Genomic DNA, 19390 nt, shown 5'->3' with positions numbered 1-19390 from the left:
CCTTGAAGTTCTTCGCGCCTCCTTTGAGTCCTTACCCTCCACACGGGCGATCACCTCATCAAAACCATCCATACGGTCAAGATCCCCCCATGCACCAACATCCAATAGAGAATGCGTTGTGTGTCGCAACCGTGATGCTTGCGAAGACTCGATTACGGTCGGTGCTTGTGGCTCGAGGACGAGGAGAACGGCATCCCCTCGGCTGCGACTTCTGATCCGGGCGCTGGCGTTCATCCGGGTCGCGCAGCGTTCGTGGCCCAGGCCGTTGGCGCTGCTCGAGCGCCGACGGGAATGCGCGGGCGGGAGCTCTGTACGCCCCGCCCGCCGGGCTCCCACCCTGCGGGGCGGGGCCCGGACCCGGTCGACCCGCTCGAAGCCGACCCGGCGCCCGGTCCCAATGCCCCCGGGCCCTCCGGGCAGGGGCGGCTCAGGCCGGGATGTCCCTCCTCCGGTAGACGGCCAGCCCGGCGCCGCAGCAGGTGAGTCCCACCACCAGTTGGACCGCCAGCGGCACCCAGTGCGTCGTCCCCCACGGGTCGACCACGTGCCCCAGGACGCCCAGGTCCTGAGCCCACTTCGGCATGTCGATGAGGCCCCCGAAGAAGCGCGCGAAAGAACTCCACGCGATGAGTGCCCACGCCAGGGACCGCCACCGGGGCGCAGCGCCCACCAGCAACGCGGCGATTCCCGCCGCCGCCACGACCCCCGGCAGCTGGGTCAGCGTGGAGACCAACGCGCGGGCGGGAGCGTGGTCCTCGCCCACCTGGGTGGCCGTGGAGGCCGCCAGTGCTGCCCCGGACACGAGGAGCAGGACCACCCCGGCGCCGATGGCGTCGGCCACGGCTGCCATGAGCGCGCGCGTGCGCGGGACGCCGCAGGCCAGCACCGCCTCGGACAGCCCCCTCTCCTCCGACGCGGCCAGGCCGAGCACCCGCTGGACGACCGCAGTGGCCACGAGAGCCACCATCACGACCGTGAGCAACGTGGTGTACTGGACGACGGGCCGCATCTCGGGGGCCATCTTGTCGATGTAGGCGGCGCTCGATGGGTTGTTGGCGATCAGGTCGGACAGCCCGCCCGACATTGCGCCGAAGAGCGCCGCCGTGAGCGCCAGGGCGAAGGCCCAGGCCGCCAGGCGCCGAACTCCCAGGCGCGCGGTCAGGCCCAGGGGGCCGCGCACGCGCCACCGCCTGGTGGACACGGAGCGGTCGGCCAGCACCGCCCCCAGCAGCTCCCGGCGGGAGTGGAACAGCGCCGCCAGCGCCACCAGAGCGGCGACCACGAGTGCGAAGACGGCGAACGCCCACACGCGCTCCGCCCCGAAGGGCTCGGCGACGTCCCGCCAGGCCAGGGGGCTGAGCCACCGCAGCCACGCGGCCCCCGTCTCGTCGGCCAGGACGCGGACGGCGAAGGCCGCCCCGAAGACCGTGAAACACAGGCCCCGCGCAGCCGAGGCGTCCTGCACCAGCTGTGAGGCCACCAGGGCGACGCCCGCGAAAGCCCACCCCTGGGCAATGGCCACCCCGCCGAACACCAGGGCTCCCCTCAGGGGAGTCTCGCCCACGGCGGTGTTCACGCCGATCAGTGAGGCCGCCAGGCCCGCGCCCGTGAGCGCCATGGCGCCCAGCGCCCACGCGGTCGCCGAGGCGAAGGGCGCCCAGCGGCCAGCGCCCGCCCCGAGGACGACCTCGACGTGCCCGTCCTGCTCGTCGCGCCGGGCCAGGGCGGTCGTGAGCATGATCGCCATGATCGCCACGAACCACAGCAGGAACCCGCCGTCCTCCCAACTGGCGAACTCCCCCACGCCGCCGGTGGCGGGGAGGGGTCCGAAGAGCAGGCGCACGCCCGGCGCGTCGCGCATCTGGGACAGGATCGCGGTGCGCTCCTCGAAGGAGGGGTAGGTGCGCTGCAAGGCGATCGGATTGGCCAGGAGGAACAGCCACAGCGGCACCATCCACGCGAGCGCCTGCCACCTGTAGCGGCGCGTCGCCAGTCCCAGGCAGGGCCGGACTCCCGTGAACGCGCTCATGACTGCGCCCCCTGGTCCCCCGAGTAGTGGCTCATGAACAAGTCCTCCAGGCTGGCGGGCTCCACCTGGACATCGTCCGCGCCCAGATCCGCGACCACGCCCAGGACCGCAGGAACCAGGGAGGAGGGGACGCGGGTCTCCACGCGGGTCCCGGTGGGACGGACGGGGGCGCCGAGCCCGGCCAGGGCCTCGACGAGGCGGGGGCGCCGCGCGTCCGCCTCGCCGACGCCGATTCGGATAGCGGTCTCAGCCAGGGAGCGCAGATGCGACAAGTCGCCGCTCTCCACGGTGCGCCCGTCCTTGATGATCGTCACGTGCGAGCACAGGTCCTGGACCTCCGCCAGGATGTGGCTGGACAGCAGGACGGTGGCGCCCCCGACCGCGGCCTCGCGGACCACATCCGTGAAGACGCGCTCCATGAGGGGGTCCAGGCCCGAGGTCGGCTCGTCGAGGATGAGCAGGTCCACGGGCGCGGACAGGGCGGCCACGAGCGCCACCTTCTGCGCGTTGCCCTTGGAGTAGGCGCGCACCCGCTTGGTCGGGTCCAGGTCGAAGCGCTCGGTGAGCTCCTCCTCGCGGGCGCGGTCCCGCGAGCCGCGCAGGCCCGCCAGGGTGTCGAGCACCTGCCCGCCCGTGAGGCTGGGCCACAGGCTCACCGAGCCGGGCACGTAGGCGAGGCGGCGGTTGATGGCGGAGGCTTCGCGGGCGGGGTCCATCCCCAGGACGCGGGCGCGGCCGCCGTCGGTGCGGTACATGCCCAGCAGCACGCGGATCGTCGTGGACTTCCCCGCGCCGTTGGGGCCCAGGAAGCCGTGGATCTGGCCCTTCCCGACCCCCAGGTCGAGGCCGTCCAGGGCCTTGGCCCTCCCGAAACTCTTGATGAGGCCCTCGGCCTCGATGAGATCAGACAATGTTCCAGTCCTTTCCTGTTCTTTCTTCGAGCACGGGCCCGAACTCCGGGTCCGCCCGCAAGAGGTGCATCAGGTCGTCGATGACGCGCCTCTGGTCGGGCTCGGGGTAGCCGATCTTGGACAGCCGGGCCACCCGCTTCCACAACAGGTGCCCGGGCCCGCCACTGGGCAGGTCGCGCAGCATCGCGAGGGCGGTGGCCCTGTTGCGCTCGAGGACGGCCCACGCGCTCTCCGTGAGGTCTTTGATGACGCGCTCCCTCTCCGCGCCGCCGTAGGCGCCGGGATAGCGGCTGCGGTCGAGTCTGGCGAACGCGGTGATCATACGGGCCACCGCGCGGTGGTCCTGGTCGCTGAGCCCCTCGATGTAAGGGCCCAGCGAGGCCGGGATGAGGCCCGAGATCGCCAGCGCCAGGACCATGCGCCGGTCCGTGTGGATGATGGACAGCGTGGCCGGGTCCTCGACGAGGCCCTCGATGTGATCGTAGAAGCGCTCGAGAACGATGGGCAGGGGCGAGAGCGCCTCGCCGGAGCGCACCCTGGCCACGAGCTCGTCGATGCGGGACCGCTGGTGGTGCAGGACCTCGATGCGCGCCTCGATCTGCGCCCGCGTGGCGAGCAGGTCCGCCTCGATGGCGCTGCGCCCCTGGGCGGGCTCGTCGGGCAGTATCGGGGCGATCTTCGCCAGGGGGATCCCGGACTCGGCCAGCCACCGTATGCGCAGCAGGCGCGCCAGGTGCTCGATCCCGTAGTCGCGGCGCCCCGCGACGACCGGGGGCACAGGCAGCAGCCCCAGGCGGTGGTAGTAGCGCACCGTCCGCGTCGTGGTCCCCGCCAGGTCGGCCATCACTTTGACTCTCATAGGCACCATCGAACACTGTTACCTTGCGTCGCTGTCAACGCGAACGTGGGCAGGTGGGGCAGCGCCGGAGTCAGTGCCGGCCGGGTGCGGGCCCGCGTTGCCCTCCGCCGGAATGGCGGTGCTGGGGAACGGGCCTCCGCGCGCTGCCGCACGGGCACAGGACTGGTGCAGGGGGAGGGGACGGCACACGAGCCTGCTGCCCAGACCGCTCTGGACCGTCATAACGCTCCCATAACGCCTCATGGAACGGCCCGGGCGCCTAGAATCCCCCTATGCGAACAGTTATCGTCGGCGCGGGGATCGCGGGGCTGGTGTGCGCGGATGCGCTCGCCCGGCGCGGGGAGGACGTGGAGGTCTACGAGGCGACCAGCCGCGCGGGGGGACGCTTCGAGACGGCGTCCGTCGCCGACTGCCGGGTCGAGGTCGGCGCGAACTTCCTCTCCTCCACCTACCGGGTGCTCCCCCGCCTGGCCAAACGCCTCGGAGTGCCACTGCGCCCCATCCGCTCCCGCGCGGGCATTATCACCGACTCAGCCGTCATGGCCTACAAGCCCAACGGTCCCGCGATGGTGCGCGCGGGCGTGGTCGGTTGGCGCGACGCCGCCCGAGCCGGGTGGGCGATGGCGGGCCAGGTCCGTCGCCTGGCGCGGGCCGACCCAGCGGACCCCGCCCAGTGGGCCGACATCGACGTTCCCGCCGTAGCGTGGTGCGCCGAGCGCTTCGGCCGGGCCTTCACGGACGCCGTGATCGGCTCGGCGTTCAGGGGATACTACTTCCAGGACCTCGCCACCACCTCCGCGTCGGCGGCGCTCGCCATGGTCGCCTACGGCGCCCGTCCCTTCACGACGCTCACCGCGGACCCGGGCCTCGAGGCGATCCCCCGCGCGCTCGCCTCGGGGCTCACCATCCACTACGACTCGCCAGTGGCCCGCCTCGAGCGCGGCGAGCGCGGCGCCGCCCTGGTCCTGGCCGACGGCGCGTCCGTCGAGGCTGACCGGGTCGTCCTGGCCGTGCCCGGCCCCCGGGCCGCGGCGCTCCTCGACGACCCGTCCCCCGTGGAAGCGGAGCTCATCGCCACTCCGTACAGCCCGGGTCTCCTCGTGGTGGTCGCCCTCACGCGCAGGCTCGCGGACCATGAGCTGGGGGGCGCCTACGGGCTGCTGGCCTCGCCCGGCCGGGGCGGTGACCTCGCTGCGCTGTGCGCGTCGAGCCGCGCGGGGCACGCGGCGCCCGGACGCGACGCCGTCACCGTGATGCTCGACGGGAAAGCGGCCGGGGAGTGCATCAAACGGGGCACACCCGACGAGGAGCTCGTCGGACGCGCCGTGGAGTCCCTGTGCGCGCTCGTCCCCTCCCTGGAGGGCGCCGTGGACCAGGCCTCCAGCTGTGTCGTGAGGATCCCCGCGGCCATGCCGACCTGCCCGGTCGGGCGGGCCTCCCTGGTGCGCCGCTACCGCCGGGAGCAGAACGGGCCGGTGGTCCTGGCGGGCGACTACCTGGCGTTCCCCTGGTCGGACTCCGCCGCCCTGACGGGGCTGTGGGCCGCGAACCGTGTGCGATTGGCGGAGGAACGCGGCTGAGGGCGGCCGGGGGCGCCGCCACCCGGTACGATGGGCGCGTGAGTGAAGCAAACGCCCAGAACGTGAATGCCCCCGCGGACGACACCCCCGAACAGGTCAAGGTCCGCTCTCAGAAGCGAGCCCGCCTCATGGAGGAGGGCACCCCCGCCTACCCCGTTGTTCTGCCGATCACCTCCACGATAGCGGAGGTCCGCCAGCGGTACGCCCACTTGGAGGCGGGCGAGGAGACCGAGGATCTCGTGGGCATCGCCGGGCGCGTGGTCTTGATGCGCAATGGCGGCAAGCTCTGCTTCGCGACCCTCATGGACGGCGCGGGCGAGAAGATCCAGGTGATGCTCTCCGCCGCCTCCGTCGGCGCCGACTCGCTGGCCGCCTACAAGAACGACGTGGACCTGGGGGACCACCTCTTCGTCCACGGGCGCGTCATCTCCTCGCGCCGCGGCGAGCTGTCGGTCTTCGCGACCCCGGCCAAGGCCACCGAGCAGGCTCTGGCCGCCCATGATGCCGCGCCCACCGCCCTGCCCGAGCCCGACGCCCCGTGGGCCATCGCCTCGAAGGCGCTGCGCCCCCTGCCCAAGACCTGGACCACGCAGGACGGCAAGGAGATCACCCTGTCGGAGGACCAGCGCATCCGCCGGCGCGAACTCGACCTCATCACCCGCCCAGCCGCCCGCGACATGATCCGCGTGCGCGCCGCCGTCAACCGCTCCATCCGCGAGAACTTCCACGCCCGCGGCTACATCGAGCTGGAGACCCCGATGCTGCAGGTCATCCACGGGGGCGCCGCCGCCAGGCCGTTCACCACGCACATGAACGCGCTCGACATGGAGCTGTACCTGCGCATCGCCACGGAGATCTACCTCAAGCGCGCGGTCGTGGGCGGTGTGGATCGAGTGTTCGAGATCAACCGCAACTTCCGCAACGAGGGCATGGACTCCTCGCACAGCCCCGAGTTCACAGCCCTGGAGGCCTACGAGGCGTACTCGGACTACAACGGCATGGCCGACTTGACGCGCGACCTCATCCAGCAGGCGGCCCGCGACGCTTTCGGCCTGTCGGAGGGCAACGAGGTCGTGCGCCTGGCGGACGGAACCGAGTACGACCTGTCGGGCCAGTGGGACCGCATCGACCTGTACGGTTCGACCTCCGAGGCCCTGGGCGAGGAGATCACGGTCGAGACCCCGCGCGCCACCCTGGTCGCGCACGCCGAGCGCATCGGCCTGGAGGTCGACGACTACGCGGTGAGCGGCAAGATCGTCGAGGACATCTTCGAAGAACTCGTCGGATCGAAGCTGTGGGCCCCCACTTTCGTCTTCGACTTCCCCGAGGACACCTCGCCCCTGACCCGCTACCACCGCTCCCGCCCCGGCCTGACTGAGAAGTGGGACCTGTACGTCCGCGGCTTCGAGACGGCCACCGCCTACTCGGAGCTGGCGGACCCCGTCGTGCAGCGGGAGCGCTTCGAGGCGCAGGCCCTGGCCGCCGCGAATGGCGATCCCGAGGCGATGGTCTTGGACGAGGACTTCCTGGTCGCCATGGAGCAGGGGTTCCCCCCGTGCGGCGGCATGGGCATGGGGATCGACCGCCTGCTCATGGTGCTGACTGGCCAGGGCATCCGCGAGACCATCCCCTTCCCGCTGGTCAAGCGCCTGGGCTGAATCCCGAACGCCGCCCCGCCCGTTCTGGTCGCGGTCGCGCCGACCGGGGCGGGTGGAGCCGGCAGGGCCCCTGCGGCGGGACAACCGCGCCGCTGTCCGCGCGCAGGGCCAACAGGATTCCCCGCTCTGCGGCGGTGGGCCGGCCCCCGCCTCGTCGGCCCTCAGACCGCGCTCGGGGCGGTTGTCCGGGTGTGCACCAGCTCGAGGAGCTCCCGGGCCGCCCGGTCGTCGAGAACGAGGTCCGTGGCGACTCCCGTGCGCAGGGCGCCCAGCAGGGGCAGCGCCTTCGAGGCGCCGGAGACGACGCACAGGCGGCGGGGGATCGTGCGCAGGACCTCGGGCTTGGGGCCTGAGGCGCGTTTGTTGAGCGCCATGTCCGTCGAGCCGTCCTCCCGGATGAGCACGGTGCACACGTCGCCGACTACCCCGTCCTTCTGGACGGCAGCGATCTCGTCAGGGTCCAAGAACCCCCCGGCGTAGACGTGGGAGGGCAGGCGCGAGGACATGGAGCCGACTCCGAAGAGCGCAACGGTGCACCTGTCGATGGTTTTGAGGACGGTCTGTATGGAGTGCTCGCGCCACAGCTGGCGCTTCGTCTCCACGTAGTCGAAGAACGCGGGGACGGGGAAGTTCACCATCGTCGCCCCGATGGCGCGGGCGGCGCGGGCGATGATGGCGTCGGCGTAGGGCAGGCCGGACTCCGTGGCCGTCGCCGCGCCGTTGAGCTGGACCACCGTCGAGCCGGGGACGTAGATGCTGGGCATGCAGCGGGTGATCTCGGCGGTCGTGTTCCCCCACGCGATTCCCAGGACGGCGCCGGGGCGCAGCATACCCATGAGCAGATCCGCGGCGGCCAGGGCGACGTTGTGGAGGCGGTCAACCTCCGAGGCGGCCTCGTAAGTGGGCACGACCGAGACCTGGACGTCGAAGAGCTCGGAGATCTGGCCCGCCAGAGTCCCTTTCAGGGAGGGCGAGGCGGCCAGTGAGATACGGACGAGGCCCGTTTCGCGGGCATAGGTCAGCAGGCGGGAGACCGAGGACCGGGATATGTCGAGGGTCCGCGCGATCGTGTCCATGGTGTGCCCCTGGAGGTAGTACATGGACGCGGCTTCGTGTGCTTGCTCATCTCGGATGGTCACAGTGTCCAGTGTGCCATGTTGGTTTCCCCTCGTGTGCCGGAGCCGCCCGAAGCCGGGGCATGTGAACAGCTGATTTGCACATTTGGATGAGGAGAGTCACAATCATTGGGTGCACGAATATCCAGCACGCCCGGATGGATGTGCGCTGACTACGATGTCGGCGGCGGCCCCCGGGTCGGCGTTGGCCAGGGCAAGGCCAGCCGGTGAACCGTTGGAGGTGGGCAACCACCGTGGATTCGATGCGAGGAAGCGTCGAAGAAAGATAGGAACAATGTTCGCAACACTTCTCCCGATGGCAGGCACGGCGGCGCCCTCCACCGGGCAATTGTTCATGTCGGAGTTCATGGGCACAGCGGTCCTCCTGCTCTTGGGCGGGGGTGTCGTCGCGACCAACCTGCTGCCGAAGTCCAAGGGCAAGGGCGGCGGCTGGCTCATGATCAACATGGGGTGGGGCCTGGCGGTCTTCGCGGGCGTCTACGTCGCGTACCTCTCCGGGGGCCACCTCAACCCCGCGGTCACGATCGCGAAAGTCGTCGGCAACATGTTCGACCCCGCAGTCGAACTCGCGCCCGGCGTCGCCGTGACCGCCGTGAACGTCGCCATCTACATCGTCGCGCAGTTCGTCGGCGCCTTCGTGGGCGCTGTGCTCGTGTGGCTCTCCTTCAAGCGCCACTTCGACGAGCAGTGCGAACCCGCCTTCAAACTCGGGGTGTTCTCCACCGGGCCCGAGATCCGCTCCTACGGGTGGAACTGCGTGACCGAGGCGATCGGCACCGCCGTCCTCATCATCTGGATCTACGTCTCCGGCTACACGACCACCGCCATCGGCCCTCTCGGGGTCGCCCTCATCATCGTCGTCATCGGCAACTCCCTGGGCGGGCCCACCGGCTACGCGATCAACCCCGCCCGTGACCTGGGGCCCCGCGTCGCCCACGCGATTCTGCCGATCAAGGGCAAGGGCGGATCCGACTGGGCGTACTCCTGGGTGCCCGTCGTCGGTCCGATCATCGGCGCGATCATCGCGACCGTGATCGTCTTCGCCTCGGGCCTGGCCTGAGTCCGTCCACAACGAAGTGAAAGAAGGGAAACCCGACCATGACCGAAGAGAAATTCGTTCTGGCCATCGACCAGGGCACGACCTCCACCCGCGCCATCATCTTCAACCACTCCGGTGAGATCATCGCCGTCGGCCAGAAGGAGTTCACGCAGATCTTCCCCAACCCGGGGTGGGTCGAGCACGACCCCCTCGAGATCTGGGACACCACGCGCACCGTCGTCGCCGAGGCCCTGCAAAAGGCCGAGATCAACCGCCACCAGCTGGCCGCCGTCGGCATCACCAACCAGCGCGAGACCACCGTCGTGTGGGACAAGAACACCGGCGAACCCGTCTACAACGCGATCGTCTGGCAGGACGTGCGCACTGCGGAGATGGTGAAGGAACTCGGGGGCGACGAGGGGCCGGACCGCTTCCGCCAGATCTGCGGCCTGGGGCTGTCCCCGTACTTCTCCGGCTCCAAGATCAAGTGGATCCTGGACAATGTCGAAGGGGCGCGCGAGCGCGCCGAGGCCGGCGACCTGCTGTTCGGCAATACGGACTCGTGGGTCCTGTGGAACATGACGGGCGGCGTCAACGGCGGCGTCCACTGCACGGACGTCACGAACGCCTCGCGCACCATGCTCATGGACATCCGCACACTGACCTGGCGCGAGGACGTGTGCGGGATCTTCGGCATCCCCATGTCGATGCTCCCCGCGATCAAGTCCTCCTCCGAGATCTACGGCTACGGGCGCAAGAACGGCCTCCTCATCGACACGCCCATTTCCGGCATCCTGGGCGACCAGCAGGCCGCGACCTTCGGCCAGGCGTGCTTCGAGAAGGGCATGGCGAAGAACACCTACGGCACCGGCTGCTTCATGCTCATGAACACTGGCACCGAGCCCGTCTTCTCCGACAACGGCCTGCTCACGACGGTCGCCTACAAGATCGGCGACCAGCCGGCCGTCTACGCCCTCGAGGGCTCGATCGCCGTGGCGGGCTCGCTCGTGCAGTGGCTGCGCGACAACTTGGGAATGATCGTCAAGTCCTCCGATATCGGCGAGCTGGCGCGCACCGTCGAGGACAACGGCGGCGTCTACTTCGTCCCCGCGTTCTCCGGCCTCTTCGCCCCCTACTGGCGCTCCGACGCGCGCGGCGCGATCGTGGGCCTGACCCGCTACGTCAACAAGGGCCACATCGCCCGCGCCGTCGAGGAATCGACCGCCTTCCAGAGCGCCGAGGTCCTCGACGCGATGAACGCGGACTCCGGCGTGCCCCTTAAGGAACTCAAGGTCGACGGCGGTATGACGCACGACGACCTGGTCATGCAGTTCCAGGCCGACCTGTGCGGCGTCGACGTGGTGCGCCCCAAGGTCATCGAGACCACGGCCCTCGGTGCCGCCTACGCCGCCGGCATGGCTGTCGGCTACTGGTCGGGCACGGACGACCTGGTGGCCAACTGGCAGGAGGGGAAGCGCTGGACCCCGTCGATGCCCGTCGAGGAGCGCGACCGCACCTTCCGCCTGTGGAAGAAGGCCGTCACCCGTACCTTCGACTGGGTCGATGACGACGTGAAGTGACTGTCCCACCGCTATGCAGTGGCCGGAGCGCCCCGGTGCCCGCAAGGGCGCCAGGGCGCTCCGGCCCTTCGTGCGCGCCGGAGTCCCGTGCGACCTGCGCATAGGCTTGCGCGCTATCGGGTAGAGTGATCCTATGGAGACGTCTATGGAAGAAACGACCTATCTGGTAGTCGACGGCGAGAACATCGACGCCACCCTCGGTCTGTCAGTGCTGGACAGGCGCCCGAACCCCGAGGAGAGGCCCCGCTGGGACCGCGTCCTGGAGGGGGCGCACAACCAATGGGGGCAACGCGCGAAGGGCCTGTTCTTCCTCAACGGCTCGTCGGGGTACCTGCCGATGGGGTTCGTCCAGGCGCTCACTGCGATGGACTACGCGGTCATCCCGCTGTCGGGCCCCGAGGACATGAAGGTCGTGGACGTGGGCCTGCAGCGCACCATGGACGCGATCGTCAAGCTCGAGCGCGGATCCGTGATCCTGGCCAGCCACGACGCCGACTTCGCCCCGCAGATCGAAGCCCTCCTCGACGCGGGGCGCCGCGTTGGCGTGATGTGCTTCCGGGAGTTCCTCTCCTCCCAGTTGCACGAGCTGGTCGACCGCGGCCTCGAGATCATCGACCTCGAGTACGATGTCCACGCCTTCCAGGTGCGGCTGCCCAGGCTCCACATCATTGATATCGACGACTTCGACCCCTTGACCTTCCTCTGACGGGCACCGCCGGGCGGGGGTCATCGACGGGCGCTGCTTTGCCGGTGGCTGCGCACTCGGTGCCGACGACGGTCGCCGGCGCCGATGCCGACGCGCGTTATCGACACCAGCGCGCGTTATAACCCCCTCACGATGTCGACAACGCGCGTCCGTGTCGACGACGCGCGTCCACGCGCAGGCCAGAGCAGTGCTCCGGGCCGTTTTCCCCGGGGTGCGCGCACAAGGGCCCTGATTCACAAAACACGCACCGCACACAAGGGCGGAATCAAGCCCTTGTGTGCGGTGCCGTGTTGTTTCATTCCCTCCCCTGTGCGCGGTCCCAGGGAGGAGTAGCGGATCCGCAGGGGGGAGCCGGTGTCCCCGCTTGGGCGACAGCGCCTTGAAGGCGCCGGAGCGGATCCGCAGGGGGGGAAGCCGGTGTCCCCTCAGCCCGTGTGACGCGGCCGAAGGCCGGTCCGGGGCGGCTCTGGCCCGCGCGCCGGAGCGCTCAGGCGTCCTTGTTCTTCAGCGCGGCCAGTCGGGCCTCGACCTCGAGTTGGGAGGCGTCGGTCTCCAATTCGGCGAACTGGGCGTCCAGGGAGGAAGCGGCCAGCTCGGTCTTGCCCTGGGCCATTGCCTCCTGACGGCGGACCTTGTCCTCGAAGCGGGAGAGCTCCGAAGTGGGATCCAGGACGTTGATCGACGAGATCGCGTCGGTCACCTGCGCCTGGGCCTGCGCGGACTTCTGGCGCGCCACCAGTTGGTCGCGACGGACTTTGAGGTCGCTGAGCTTCTCCTTCATCTGGTTCAGACCGGCCTTGAGCTTCTCAACGACCTCCGTCTGGGAGGCGATCATGGGGGCGGACTCCTTGGCCTCGCCCTCGAACTGGATCTGCTTGCCGATCGCGACCTTCGCCAGGTTGTCCCACTTGTCGGCCCCGGCGGTGTCGCCCGCGGCGCGGAGCTGGTCGGCCTTCGTGGAGGCGGCCTGGGCCTTGCGGCCCCAGTCCTCGGCGGCGGCGACGTCCTCCGCGTGGTCCTTCTCGGCCAGGCGCAGGTTCCCGATGGTCTGGGCCACTGCGGACTCGGCGTCCGCGATGGAGTTCGTGTAGTCGCGGATCAGTTGGTCGAGCATCTTCTGCGGATCCTCGGCGCGGTCGATGAGGGCGTTGATGTTGGCCTTCGCCAGTTGCGTGATGCGTCCCAGGATGGACTGCTTCTCTGCCATGGTTCTCTCCTTGGTTGTGTGCCTGTAGGGCGTGTGCGGCCGGTTGGGCCGAGGTGGTCCGTGCGCCCGCGGCCGCGGGCGACGGGGTCGGATCTGTCAGTGGTCAGTGGCCCGTGCCCGCAGGAGGGGCGCGGTGGCCTGGAGGCCGGGGTGCTCGGATGGGCGTCCGCTTCTGCTCGGGCGGGCCGGGATGCGGTTAGAAGGAGCTCCCGCCCCATCCCATATCGGAGTCCGAGGAGCTGCTGCTCGAATCGCTGCTCCCGGAAGAATCGCTGTACGAGTCCCTGTCCCATGAGGAATCGGAGTCGTAGCGGTCCCGTGTTCCGTGGCCCCCGCCCCAGCCGTGTTGGCTGACGCCGTAGGCCGTCATCCACATGAGGAAGTCGCCCAGCGTAGAGCCGGTGAAACTTCCGTTGCCGCGGCTGCGGGGCGTCCCGGTATTGAAAGTGGGGGCCGTCCCAGTGTTGAAGGCGGGGGCGGAGGGGGTGGCGGGCGCGGCGAGGACCTGGCGGGCCAGCGCTGCGGCGGTGGCGGCGTGCGAGGCGGCCTCGGCGGACTCCGTCGCCGCCCGGGCCTGCGCCAGGGCCGAGTGCGCTTGGGACAGCTGGGAGCGTGTGTCGAGGTCGATGGCTCCGCGCCGTCCCTGCACGTAACGGTCAGCCTGCTCGAGCAGGGTCTCGGCCTCGGCGATGCGTTCGGACGCTGATGTCCTGCGGCGCTTCTCGGCGTCCTCCTCACTGCGCAAAGGTTCGAGGGCGGCGTCGAGGGTCGCCTCTGCCGTGCGCAGCTCCTCGAGTGCGATCAGGGGGTCGCCGATGCCGCTCCGGGCGCTCTGGGCCTTGTCGACCGCTGTGTGCGCGTCCGCGACCAGTGGGGCGAAGGCGACCTGGTCCGCGCCGAGGCGGGTGACGTCCGACAGGTCGGAGGTGATCGAGGCGATGGCCCTGGTCAGCGTGTCCTCGATGGCGCTGAGGTCGTTCTTCGCGGCGAAGATGGCGTCCATCTGGTGGCTCGCCATTGCCATCGCGCGCCGTGCGGTGTCCAGGGCGTTGGCGGCGGCGTCGGGGGAGGAGGCGGCCGCCGGCTCCGCGTTGTCGAGGGCGTCCCGGGCGGAGTCGAGGAGGGCGCGCGCCTGATCGGGGTTGTCGAGCAGGGATGCGACCATCTGCTTCGGGTAGAGGGCGCTGACTGAGGCGAGCTCCGCTTTCGCGTCGGTGAGGCGCCCCTCGAACTCCGCCAGTTGCTCGCGGGCCTCGCGGATCTGGCGGGGCAGGTCCGCGCGCTCGTCCCGCATGGAGGCGAAGGCGCGTTGTTTCTCAATCAGGTCGTTCATAGCGGCGCCGAGGGCGTCCATGATCCGGGTGGCCAGGCTGGCCCTGTGCGCGTCGGAGGCGGCGGCGTTCATTTGCTGCTGGAGCACGAAGCACTGGGCGACGGCGTTGCGGGCGGCTTGCAGGGCGGCCCCGTACTCTTGGGTTTTGAGCGCGCCGAACTGCGCCTGGGCGAAGGAGAGCTCGTCGTCGGCGCTGCGCACCTGCTCGTCGGCGGACAGCAATTGGCGGTTCGCCTCGTCGACCAGTCGGCGCGCGCGCTCGGCGTCCCTGGTGGTGGCGTTGGCGACGCTCTTCTTCCCGCGGCCAAGCGTTCTCCGGGCGATGAGGTAGACCATGGTCACACCCACGAAGAAGGCCACGTAGCGGAGCGTGATCGTCGTCGCCGTGTCTTTGCCGGAGGAGGCCGCAGAAGTGCGGGCGGGTGATGGAGAAGCGGAAGAACCCGCCCCGGACGCGCTCGCCTCCACTGAGGAGTAGAAGGCGAGCGCTGCGTCGGTGGTGGCCTCGGCGGTGAGCGGATCGGCTGCCCGCAGCGCCGTTTCAGCGGCGGAGCGCGCCGTCGTGAGCTGGCTGTCGGAGACCACCGGTTCTCCGGCGTTCCCGCACGACACGTGCTTGCGCTCCTTGTACGCGATGACGTAGGCGATCGACGCGGTGGACAGGCCGGACTGCTTGATCGACTGCTTGCACCAGTCGCCCATGTTCTTCCCCGAGAAGTCCGGGACCGCCACGAAGTAGATGTCGAGGCCCTTGGCGCGGGCGCTGGACGCCGCGGAGGAGATGCGCGCGCTCTGGTCGGCGCTCAGCCACCCGTCCGGGTCGGTGACCGTGTCGGAGATGGTGACGGGGGAGGCGGCGAAGGCGGTCGCGCCGCTCAGTGCCATGAGTAGAACGCACACGCCGACGGCGGCGGCGCGGAACCGGTGCTTCACGTTTCCTCCAAGGAGTCGCGGGCGAACATGTCACGGTACACGATATGCGGCGGAGCGCACAACAGTCTTGCGAACGGGCGAATAGTCTGGGATCCGGTGGGTTTCGCTACAGGAGCCGGGTGCTGTGGAGCGCCCCCGTGCCGCCCGCCCTATGATGGGAGGGGCCGCGCGCCGCGCGCCCCACGGATGAGAGGAGGGGGACGTCATGCCCATCGGTAGGGTCAAGTTCTTCGACCCCGAACGAGGCTTCGGTTTCATCACCGGCGACGACGGCTCCCAGGTCTTCCTCCACTCCTCGGCGCTCCCCGAGGGCGGCGCGCACCCCCGCGCGGGCGCGCGCGTCGAGTACTCGGTGGCCGACGGGCGCAAGGGCCCCCAGGCGCTGTCGGCGCGGGTCGTGGCCGAGGCCCCCTCAGTCGCCCATGCCAAGCGGCGCAAGCCCCGGGCGATGGTCCCGGTCGTGGAGGACCTGATCAAACTCCTCGACGCCTCGTCCGCATCGCTGCGCCGGGGCAAGTACCCAGACAACGCTGACAAGATCGCGAAGGTGCTCCGCGCCGTCGCAGAGGATTTCGATGCCTAGAACCACTCCGCGCACGCGGACCCCGAAGACCGACGCGATCCTGGCGGACTCCGTCGCGTTGGCCAGGGAGGCGGCCGAGGCCGTCGCCAGCCCCCGCCCCGTCGGCGACCACGTCGGTTTCACGATGGAGGCGGACCGACTCGGAACCCACTACTTCGTCTCGACGGACCCCGGTTACGCCGGCTGGTGCTGGGCGGTGACGCTCGCCCGCGTGCCCCGTGGGCGCACCGCCACCGTCTGCGAAGTCGACATGGCTCCGCGCGAGGGGGCGCTCCTGGCGCCCCGGTGGGTGCCGTGGGAGGAGCGCCTGCGCCCCTCGGATGTGTCGCGCGACGACGTCCTGGCCTACCGGGACGAGGACGCGCGCCTCGAGCCGGGCCTGGAGGACACCAGCGACGACGCGGATCTGCCGATCGTCCGCGATCTCGGCCTCGGGCGGCCCCGCGTGCTCTCCCCACAGGGGCGCTGGGACGCGGCGAACCGCTGGTACGCCTCCGAGCGCGGCCCGAAATCGGGCAGGCGCCCCAAGAACACGTGCTCCAACTGCGGTTTCCTCATCAAGATGAGCGGCGAGATGCGCACGGCGTTCGGCGTGTGCGCGAACGAGTGGGCAACGGACGACGGAAGCGTCGTCAGCCTCGACCACACCTGCGGATCCCATTCGGAGACGGACCTGCCCAAGGGGGCCACCGCGTGGCCGGTGCGCCCACCGCGCGTCAACGACTCGGCGATCGACGTGGAGCAAACCCCGGAGGCATAACGTTACCTGGTATTGAAGATCACGCGCGTCATGTTTGCGGTGTGACTTCAATTACGGGCACGATTAGCCTGTGAGCACACAGAACAGGACCACCCCATCCCGGAGCGCGGTCGCACAGGCACTAGACAGTTTCTTCCAGATCACCGCCAGGGGCTCGAGCATCGGCCGCGAGATCCGTGGCGGTTTCGTCACCTTCTTCGCCATGGCGTACATCCTCGTGGTCAACCCGGCGATCCTGGGCAACGCGGTCCCCGACGACGGCTCGATCACGACCCAGGGGATCGCCGCGGGCACGGCGCTGGTCGCGGGCGCCGTCACCATCCTCATGGGCGCCGTCGCGAACTACCCCCTCGCCCTGGCTGCGGGCCTGGGCCTCAACGCGGTCGTCGCCTTCACCCTGGTCCTCGGCTCCGGCCTGAGCTACGGCGAGGCCATGGGCGTCATCGCGTGGGAGGGCCTGCTCATCCTCCTGCTCGTCCTCACGGGCTTCCGCGAGGCGGTCTTCCGGGCTGTCCCCGCCGCCCTGAAGACCGCGATCACGGTTGGCCTGGGCCTCTTCGTCTCCCTCATCGGACTGGTCAACGCGGGCATCGTGCGCACCGGGGCGACCCCGGTCCAATTCGGCGTCTCCGGCTCCCTGGACGGCTGGCCGGCGATGGTGTTCGTGTTCGGCCTGTTCCTCATGATCGTCCTGTACGTGCGCGGGGTGAAAGGCGCCGTCCTCATCTCCATCGTGTCCGCCACGGTCCTGGCGGTCCTCGTCCAGGCCCTCGCCCACCTGGACCGCATCTCGGAGTCCAACCCGACCGGATGGGGGCAGACCGTTCCCGAGCTCAAGGGCTCCCCGGTGGCCGTGCCCGTCTTCAACACCCTCGGCAAGGTGGACATGCTCGGCGGCTTCGGCAAACTCGGGGCCGTGTCCGTGGTCCTCCTGATCTTCTCCCTCATGCTCGCCGATTTCTTCGACACCATGGGGACGATGGTCGCGGTCGGCGCCGAGGGCGGTCTGCTCGACCCGGACGGCAACCCTCCCCGCACGCGCCAGATCCTCGTCATCGACTCGCTCGCCGCCGTCGCGGGCGGCCTGGGCGGGGTCTCCTCGAACACGTCCTACGTCGAGTCCGCGTCCGGCGTGGCCGAGGGTGCCCGCACGGGCCTCGCCTCCGTGGTGACGGGCGTCCTCTTCCTGCTGTCGACCTTCCTGGCGCCGCTGGTCGAGCTGGTCCCCACCGAGGCCGCATCCACCGCGCTCGTCTTCGTCGGCTTCCTGATGATGACCCAGGTCACCGACATCGACTGGAAGTCCCCCGAGATCGCGATCCCCTCGTTCATGACGATCGCCCTCATGCCCTTCGGCTACTCGGTGTCCGTGGGCATCGGAGTCGGCTTCGTCACCCACGCCCTCATCCAGTTGGCGACGGGGAGGGCCAAGCGCGTCCACCCGCTCCTGTGGGTCGTCTCCGCCCTCTTCGTCGTCTACTTCCTGATCGGCCCCATCCAGCGGCTCCTCGGAGTCGGCTGACGGCCTCCGCCACGGAGCCCGCCCCACGGCCCCGTCCGTCACGCGCCCATGGGGTCGCATCGTGGGACGCCGGCCCGTTGGCCGCCTGCCCGTGGGGCGGTCGTCCGTTGATGGTCGTATCGTAGACGGGACCCGCCCGGGCCCGGGGGTCTGGATGACACGGCGGGCCGTGGTCCCGCAGCGGGGAATGAGTGCGTGTGCCGGCAGAAGGAGCGTCCGTGGCATCCCCCTTCGCGTCTATGCGGTTCTTCAACTACCGGCTGTGGTTCGGCGGGTCGTTGGTGTCCTCCACGGCGGTGTGGCTCCAACGGGTCGCGCAGGACTGGTACGTCCTCACCGTCCTCACCGACCACGACTCCTCACAGGTCGGCATCGTCACGGCCCTCCAGTTCCTGCCGATTCTGGGTTTGTCCGGATTCGCGGGCGCATTGGCCGACCGCGTCAAAGGCCGTAAGATCCTTCAGATCTCCCTGTTGGGGGTGTGCCTCGTCTCGCTGTGCATGGGCGTGCTGATCCAGACAGGCGTGTGCAATATGTGGCACATGTACGCCTTGGCGGTGGCGTCGGGCATCATCATCGCCATCGACACCCCCGCGCGTCAGGCTTTCGTTGGCGAACTGGTTCCGCGCACCCATATGGCCAACGCCATCGCCCTGAACGCGACCGCGTTCCACGCCGCGCGCCTCATCGGTCCGGCGATCGCGGGTCTCCTCATCGAATGGTACGGGGTGGGGCCGGTCAGTCTGGCCACCGCCGTCCTCTTCCTCATCCCGATCCTCACAATGGCGCTCATGCGCGCAGGGGAGCTGGTCCAGCGCCCGTTCGTCCCCCGCGCCCCGGGCCAGGTGCGCGAGGCCCTCGCCTACGTGCGCGGGCGCACGGACATCCGCGTTATCCTGCTGCTCGTTTTCGTGGTCTCCGCCCTGGGGATGAACTTCCAAATGACCAGTGCCCTGATGGCGACCGACGTCTTCGGCAAGAGCGCTGGGCAGTTCGGCGTCCTCTCCTCGTTCATGGCCGTCGGATCGATCCTGGGAGCGGTGGCTGCGGCCGCCCGCGCACCGCGCATACGAACGATCTTGTGTGGAGCCGCCCTGTACGGCCTTGTGGAGATCGGCCTGGGCCTCGCCCCCACTTACTGGTGGTTCGCCGCGCTCTCGGTCCCGACTGGTCTTTTCATGCTGACGACGAGCACCAGTGCCAATGCGTACATCCAGATCCACACGGACGAGGAGAAACGCGGGCGCGTCATGTCCCTGTACTCGCTGGTGTTCCTGGGGGCCACGCCCGTGGGCTCGCCGCTGATCGGATGGGTCGGCCAGGTCCTGGGGGCCCGGTGGTCGATCCTGGTGGGCGGCATGGCGTCGCTGGGGATCGCCGTCGTGTGCGGGCTGTGGGCGGTGGCCCACTGGGGGGTCCGCCTGCGCTTCGAGGGGTGGAGGCCCAGGATCGAGCGCTCCCGGTAGGGCGCGCCGGGCGGGCCCGGGACGGTGCGCTGACGAAGTGCGCGGCACTGTGGCGCGTGGGGCGCGCCGGGCGGGCGCGGCGCCGCTC

Annotated in this window: 15 protein-coding genes; 9 read left to right on the top strand and 6 right to left on the bottom strand. The window is 69.9% G+C overall.

What is annotated here, in order from left to right; translation table 11 throughout:
- Positions 1-427: 427 nt before the first annotated feature.
- Genes G447_RS0100575 through G447_RS0100565 form a run of 3 tightly spaced genes read right to left on the bottom strand, consistent with a single transcriptional unit; the run spans position 428 to position 3799 of the window.
- Positions 428-2029: an ABC transporter permease gene (locus G447_RS0100575; RefSeq protein WP_026429646.1), complete on the bottom strand. Its 1602-nt coding sequence runs from the start codon at positions 2027-2029 to the stop codon at positions 428-430.
- The gene (locus G447_RS0100570; protein WP_026429645.1) at positions 2026-2940 is read right to left on the bottom strand and encodes an ABC transporter ATP-binding protein; all 915 of its coding nucleotides are present in this window, start codon (positions 2938-2940) and stop codon (positions 2026-2028) included. Before G447_RS0100570 ends, G447_RS0100575 begins: the two co-directional genes overlap by 4 nt.
- On the bottom strand, positions 2933-3799 hold the full coding sequence (locus tag G447_RS0100565; protein WP_034475880.1) for a MerR family transcriptional regulator: 867 nt from the start codon (positions 3797-3799) through the stop codon (positions 2933-2935). The genes G447_RS0100570 and G447_RS0100565 overlap by 8 nt, the downstream gene beginning before the upstream one ends.
- 272 nt (positions 3800-4071) lie before the next feature.
- Between G447_RS0100565 and G447_RS0100560 the strand changes: the two genes are divergently transcribed.
- Both G447_RS0100560 and G447_RS0100555 read left to right on the top strand, forming a co-directional pair.
- Positions 4072-5379: a protoporphyrinogen/coproporphyrinogen oxidase gene (locus G447_RS0100560; RefSeq protein ID WP_026429643.1), complete on the top strand. Its 1308-nt coding sequence runs from the start codon at positions 4072-4074 to the stop codon at positions 5377-5379.
- A 38-nt stretch (positions 5380-5417) separates the two neighbouring features.
- Positions 5418-7037: a lysine--tRNA ligase gene (locus G447_RS0100555; protein ID WP_026429642.1), complete on the top strand. Its 1620-nt coding sequence runs from the start codon at positions 5418-5420 to the stop codon at positions 7035-7037.
- 161 nt (positions 7038-7198) lie between these two features.
- Here the strand turns inward: G447_RS0100555 and G447_RS0100550 are convergent, their stop codons facing one another.
- Entirely contained in the window at positions 7199-8137 is a 939-nt protein-coding gene (locus G447_RS0100550; protein ID WP_026429641.1) for a sugar-binding transcriptional regulator, read from the bottom strand.
- Between the two features lie 310 nt (positions 8138-8447).
- Here G447_RS0100550 and G447_RS0100545 point away from each other — a divergent pair, with 310 nt between their 5' ends.
- The 3 genes from G447_RS0100545 (at position 8448) to G447_RS0100535 (ending at position 11498) form a co-directional block, all read left to right on the top strand.
- Positions 8448-9233, top strand: a complete 786-nt coding sequence (locus G447_RS0100545) for an MIP/aquaporin family protein (RefSeq protein ID WP_026429640.1) — start codon at positions 8448-8450, stop codon at positions 9231-9233.
- A gap of 38 nt (positions 9234-9271) precedes the next feature.
- Entirely contained in the window at positions 9272-10792 is a 1521-nt protein-coding gene (gene glpK, locus G447_RS0100540) for a glycerol kinase GlpK (RefSeq protein WP_026429639.1), read from the top strand.
- A 133-nt stretch (positions 10793-10925) separates the two neighbouring features.
- Complete coding sequence (locus tag G447_RS0100535; RefSeq protein WP_026429638.1) at positions 10926-11498, top strand: PIN domain-containing protein; 573 nt, start codon at positions 10926-10928, stop codon at positions 11496-11498.
- A gap of 487 nt (positions 11499-11985) precedes the next feature.
- On the opposite strand, the gene G447_RS0100530 is transcribed toward G447_RS0100535, so the two are convergent.
- Both G447_RS0100530 and G447_RS10750 read right to left on the bottom strand, forming a co-directional pair.
- Complete coding sequence (locus G447_RS0100530; protein ID WP_005868680.1) at positions 11986-12705, bottom strand: PspA/IM30 family protein; 720 nt, start codon at positions 12703-12705, stop codon at positions 11986-11988.
- A 196-nt stretch (positions 12706-12901) separates the two neighbouring features.
- Positions 12902-14971 (bottom strand): TPM domain-containing protein, encoded by a 2070-nt coding sequence (locus G447_RS10750; protein WP_051226156.1) that lies wholly within the window; start codon positions 14969-14971, stop codon positions 12902-12904.
- Between the two features lie 205 nt (positions 14972-15176).
- On the opposite strand from G447_RS10750, the gene G447_RS0100520 reads away from it, so the two are divergent.
- From G447_RS0100520 to G447_RS0100505, 4 genes are all read left to right on the top strand, one after another.
- On the top strand, positions 15177-15554 hold the full coding sequence (locus tag G447_RS0100520) for a cold-shock protein (protein WP_026429637.1): 378 nt from the start codon (positions 15177-15179) through the stop codon (positions 15552-15554).
- A complete protein-coding gene (locus tag G447_RS0100515; protein ID WP_026429636.1) occupies positions 15547-16314 on the top strand; it encodes a DUF3027 domain-containing protein in 768 nt (255 codons plus the stop codon). The genes G447_RS0100520 and G447_RS0100515 overlap by 8 nt, the downstream gene beginning before the upstream one ends.
- A gap of 70 nt (positions 16315-16384) precedes the next feature.
- On the top strand, positions 16385-17836 hold the full coding sequence (locus G447_RS0100510; RefSeq protein WP_005868664.1) for an NCS2 family permease: 1452 nt from the start codon (positions 16385-16387) through the stop codon (positions 17834-17836).
- 218 nt (positions 17837-18054) lie between these two features.
- Entirely contained in the window at positions 18055-19302 is a 1248-nt protein-coding gene (locus G447_RS0100505) for an MFS transporter (protein WP_026429635.1), read from the top strand.
- Positions 19303-19390: the final 88 nt, after the last annotated feature.

Source organism: Schaalia georgiae DSM 6843 (genome assembly GCF_000429245.1).
Lineage (GTDB): Bacteria > Actinomycetota > Actinomycetes > Actinomycetales > Actinomycetaceae > Pauljensenia > Pauljensenia georgiae.
Note: the sequence above shows the minus strand (reverse complement) of the source record. Positions and strands in the feature narration are given on the sequence as shown.

What these genes read in the sequence shown, in the direction of transcription:
- G447_RS0100535 (WP_026429638.1), top strand. Translation starts at nt 10,926, where the DNA reads ATGGAGACGTCTATGGAAGAAACGACCTATCTGGTAGTCGACGGCGAG.
- glpK (WP_026429639.1), top strand. Translation starts at nt 9,272, where the DNA reads ATGACCGAAGAGAAATTCGTTCTGGCCATCGACCAGGGCACGACCTCC.
- G447_RS0100545 (WP_026429640.1), top strand. Translation starts at nt 8,448, where the DNA reads ATGTTCGCAACACTTCTCCCGATGGCAGGCACGGCGGCGCCCTCCACC.
- G447_RS0100520 (WP_026429637.1), top strand. Translation starts at nt 15,177, where the DNA reads ATGCCCATCGGTAGGGTCAAGTTCTTCGACCCCGAACGAGGCTTCGGT.
- G447_RS0100515 (WP_026429636.1), top strand. Translation starts at nt 15,547, where the DNA reads ATGCCTAGAACCACTCCGCGCACGCGGACCCCGAAGACCGACGCGATC.
- G447_RS0100550 (WP_026429641.1), bottom strand. Translation starts at nt 8,137, where the DNA reads ATGTACTACCTCCAGGGGCACACCATGGACACGATCGCGCGGACCCTC.
- G447_RS0100575 (WP_026429646.1), bottom strand. Translation starts at nt 2,029, where the DNA reads ATGAGCGCGTTCACGGGAGTCCGGCCCTGCCTGGGACTGGCGACGCGC.
- G447_RS0100565 (WP_034475880.1), bottom strand. Translation starts at nt 3,799, where the DNA reads ATGAGAGTCAAAGTGATGGCCGACCTGGCGGGGACCACGACGCGGACG.
- G447_RS0100560 (WP_026429643.1), top strand. Translation starts at nt 4,072, where the DNA reads ATGCGAACAGTTATCGTCGGCGCGGGGATCGCGGGGCTGGTGTGCGCG.
- G447_RS0100530 (WP_005868680.1), bottom strand. Translation starts at nt 12,705, where the DNA reads ATGGCAGAGAAGCAGTCCATCCTGGGACGCATCACGCAACTGGCGAAG.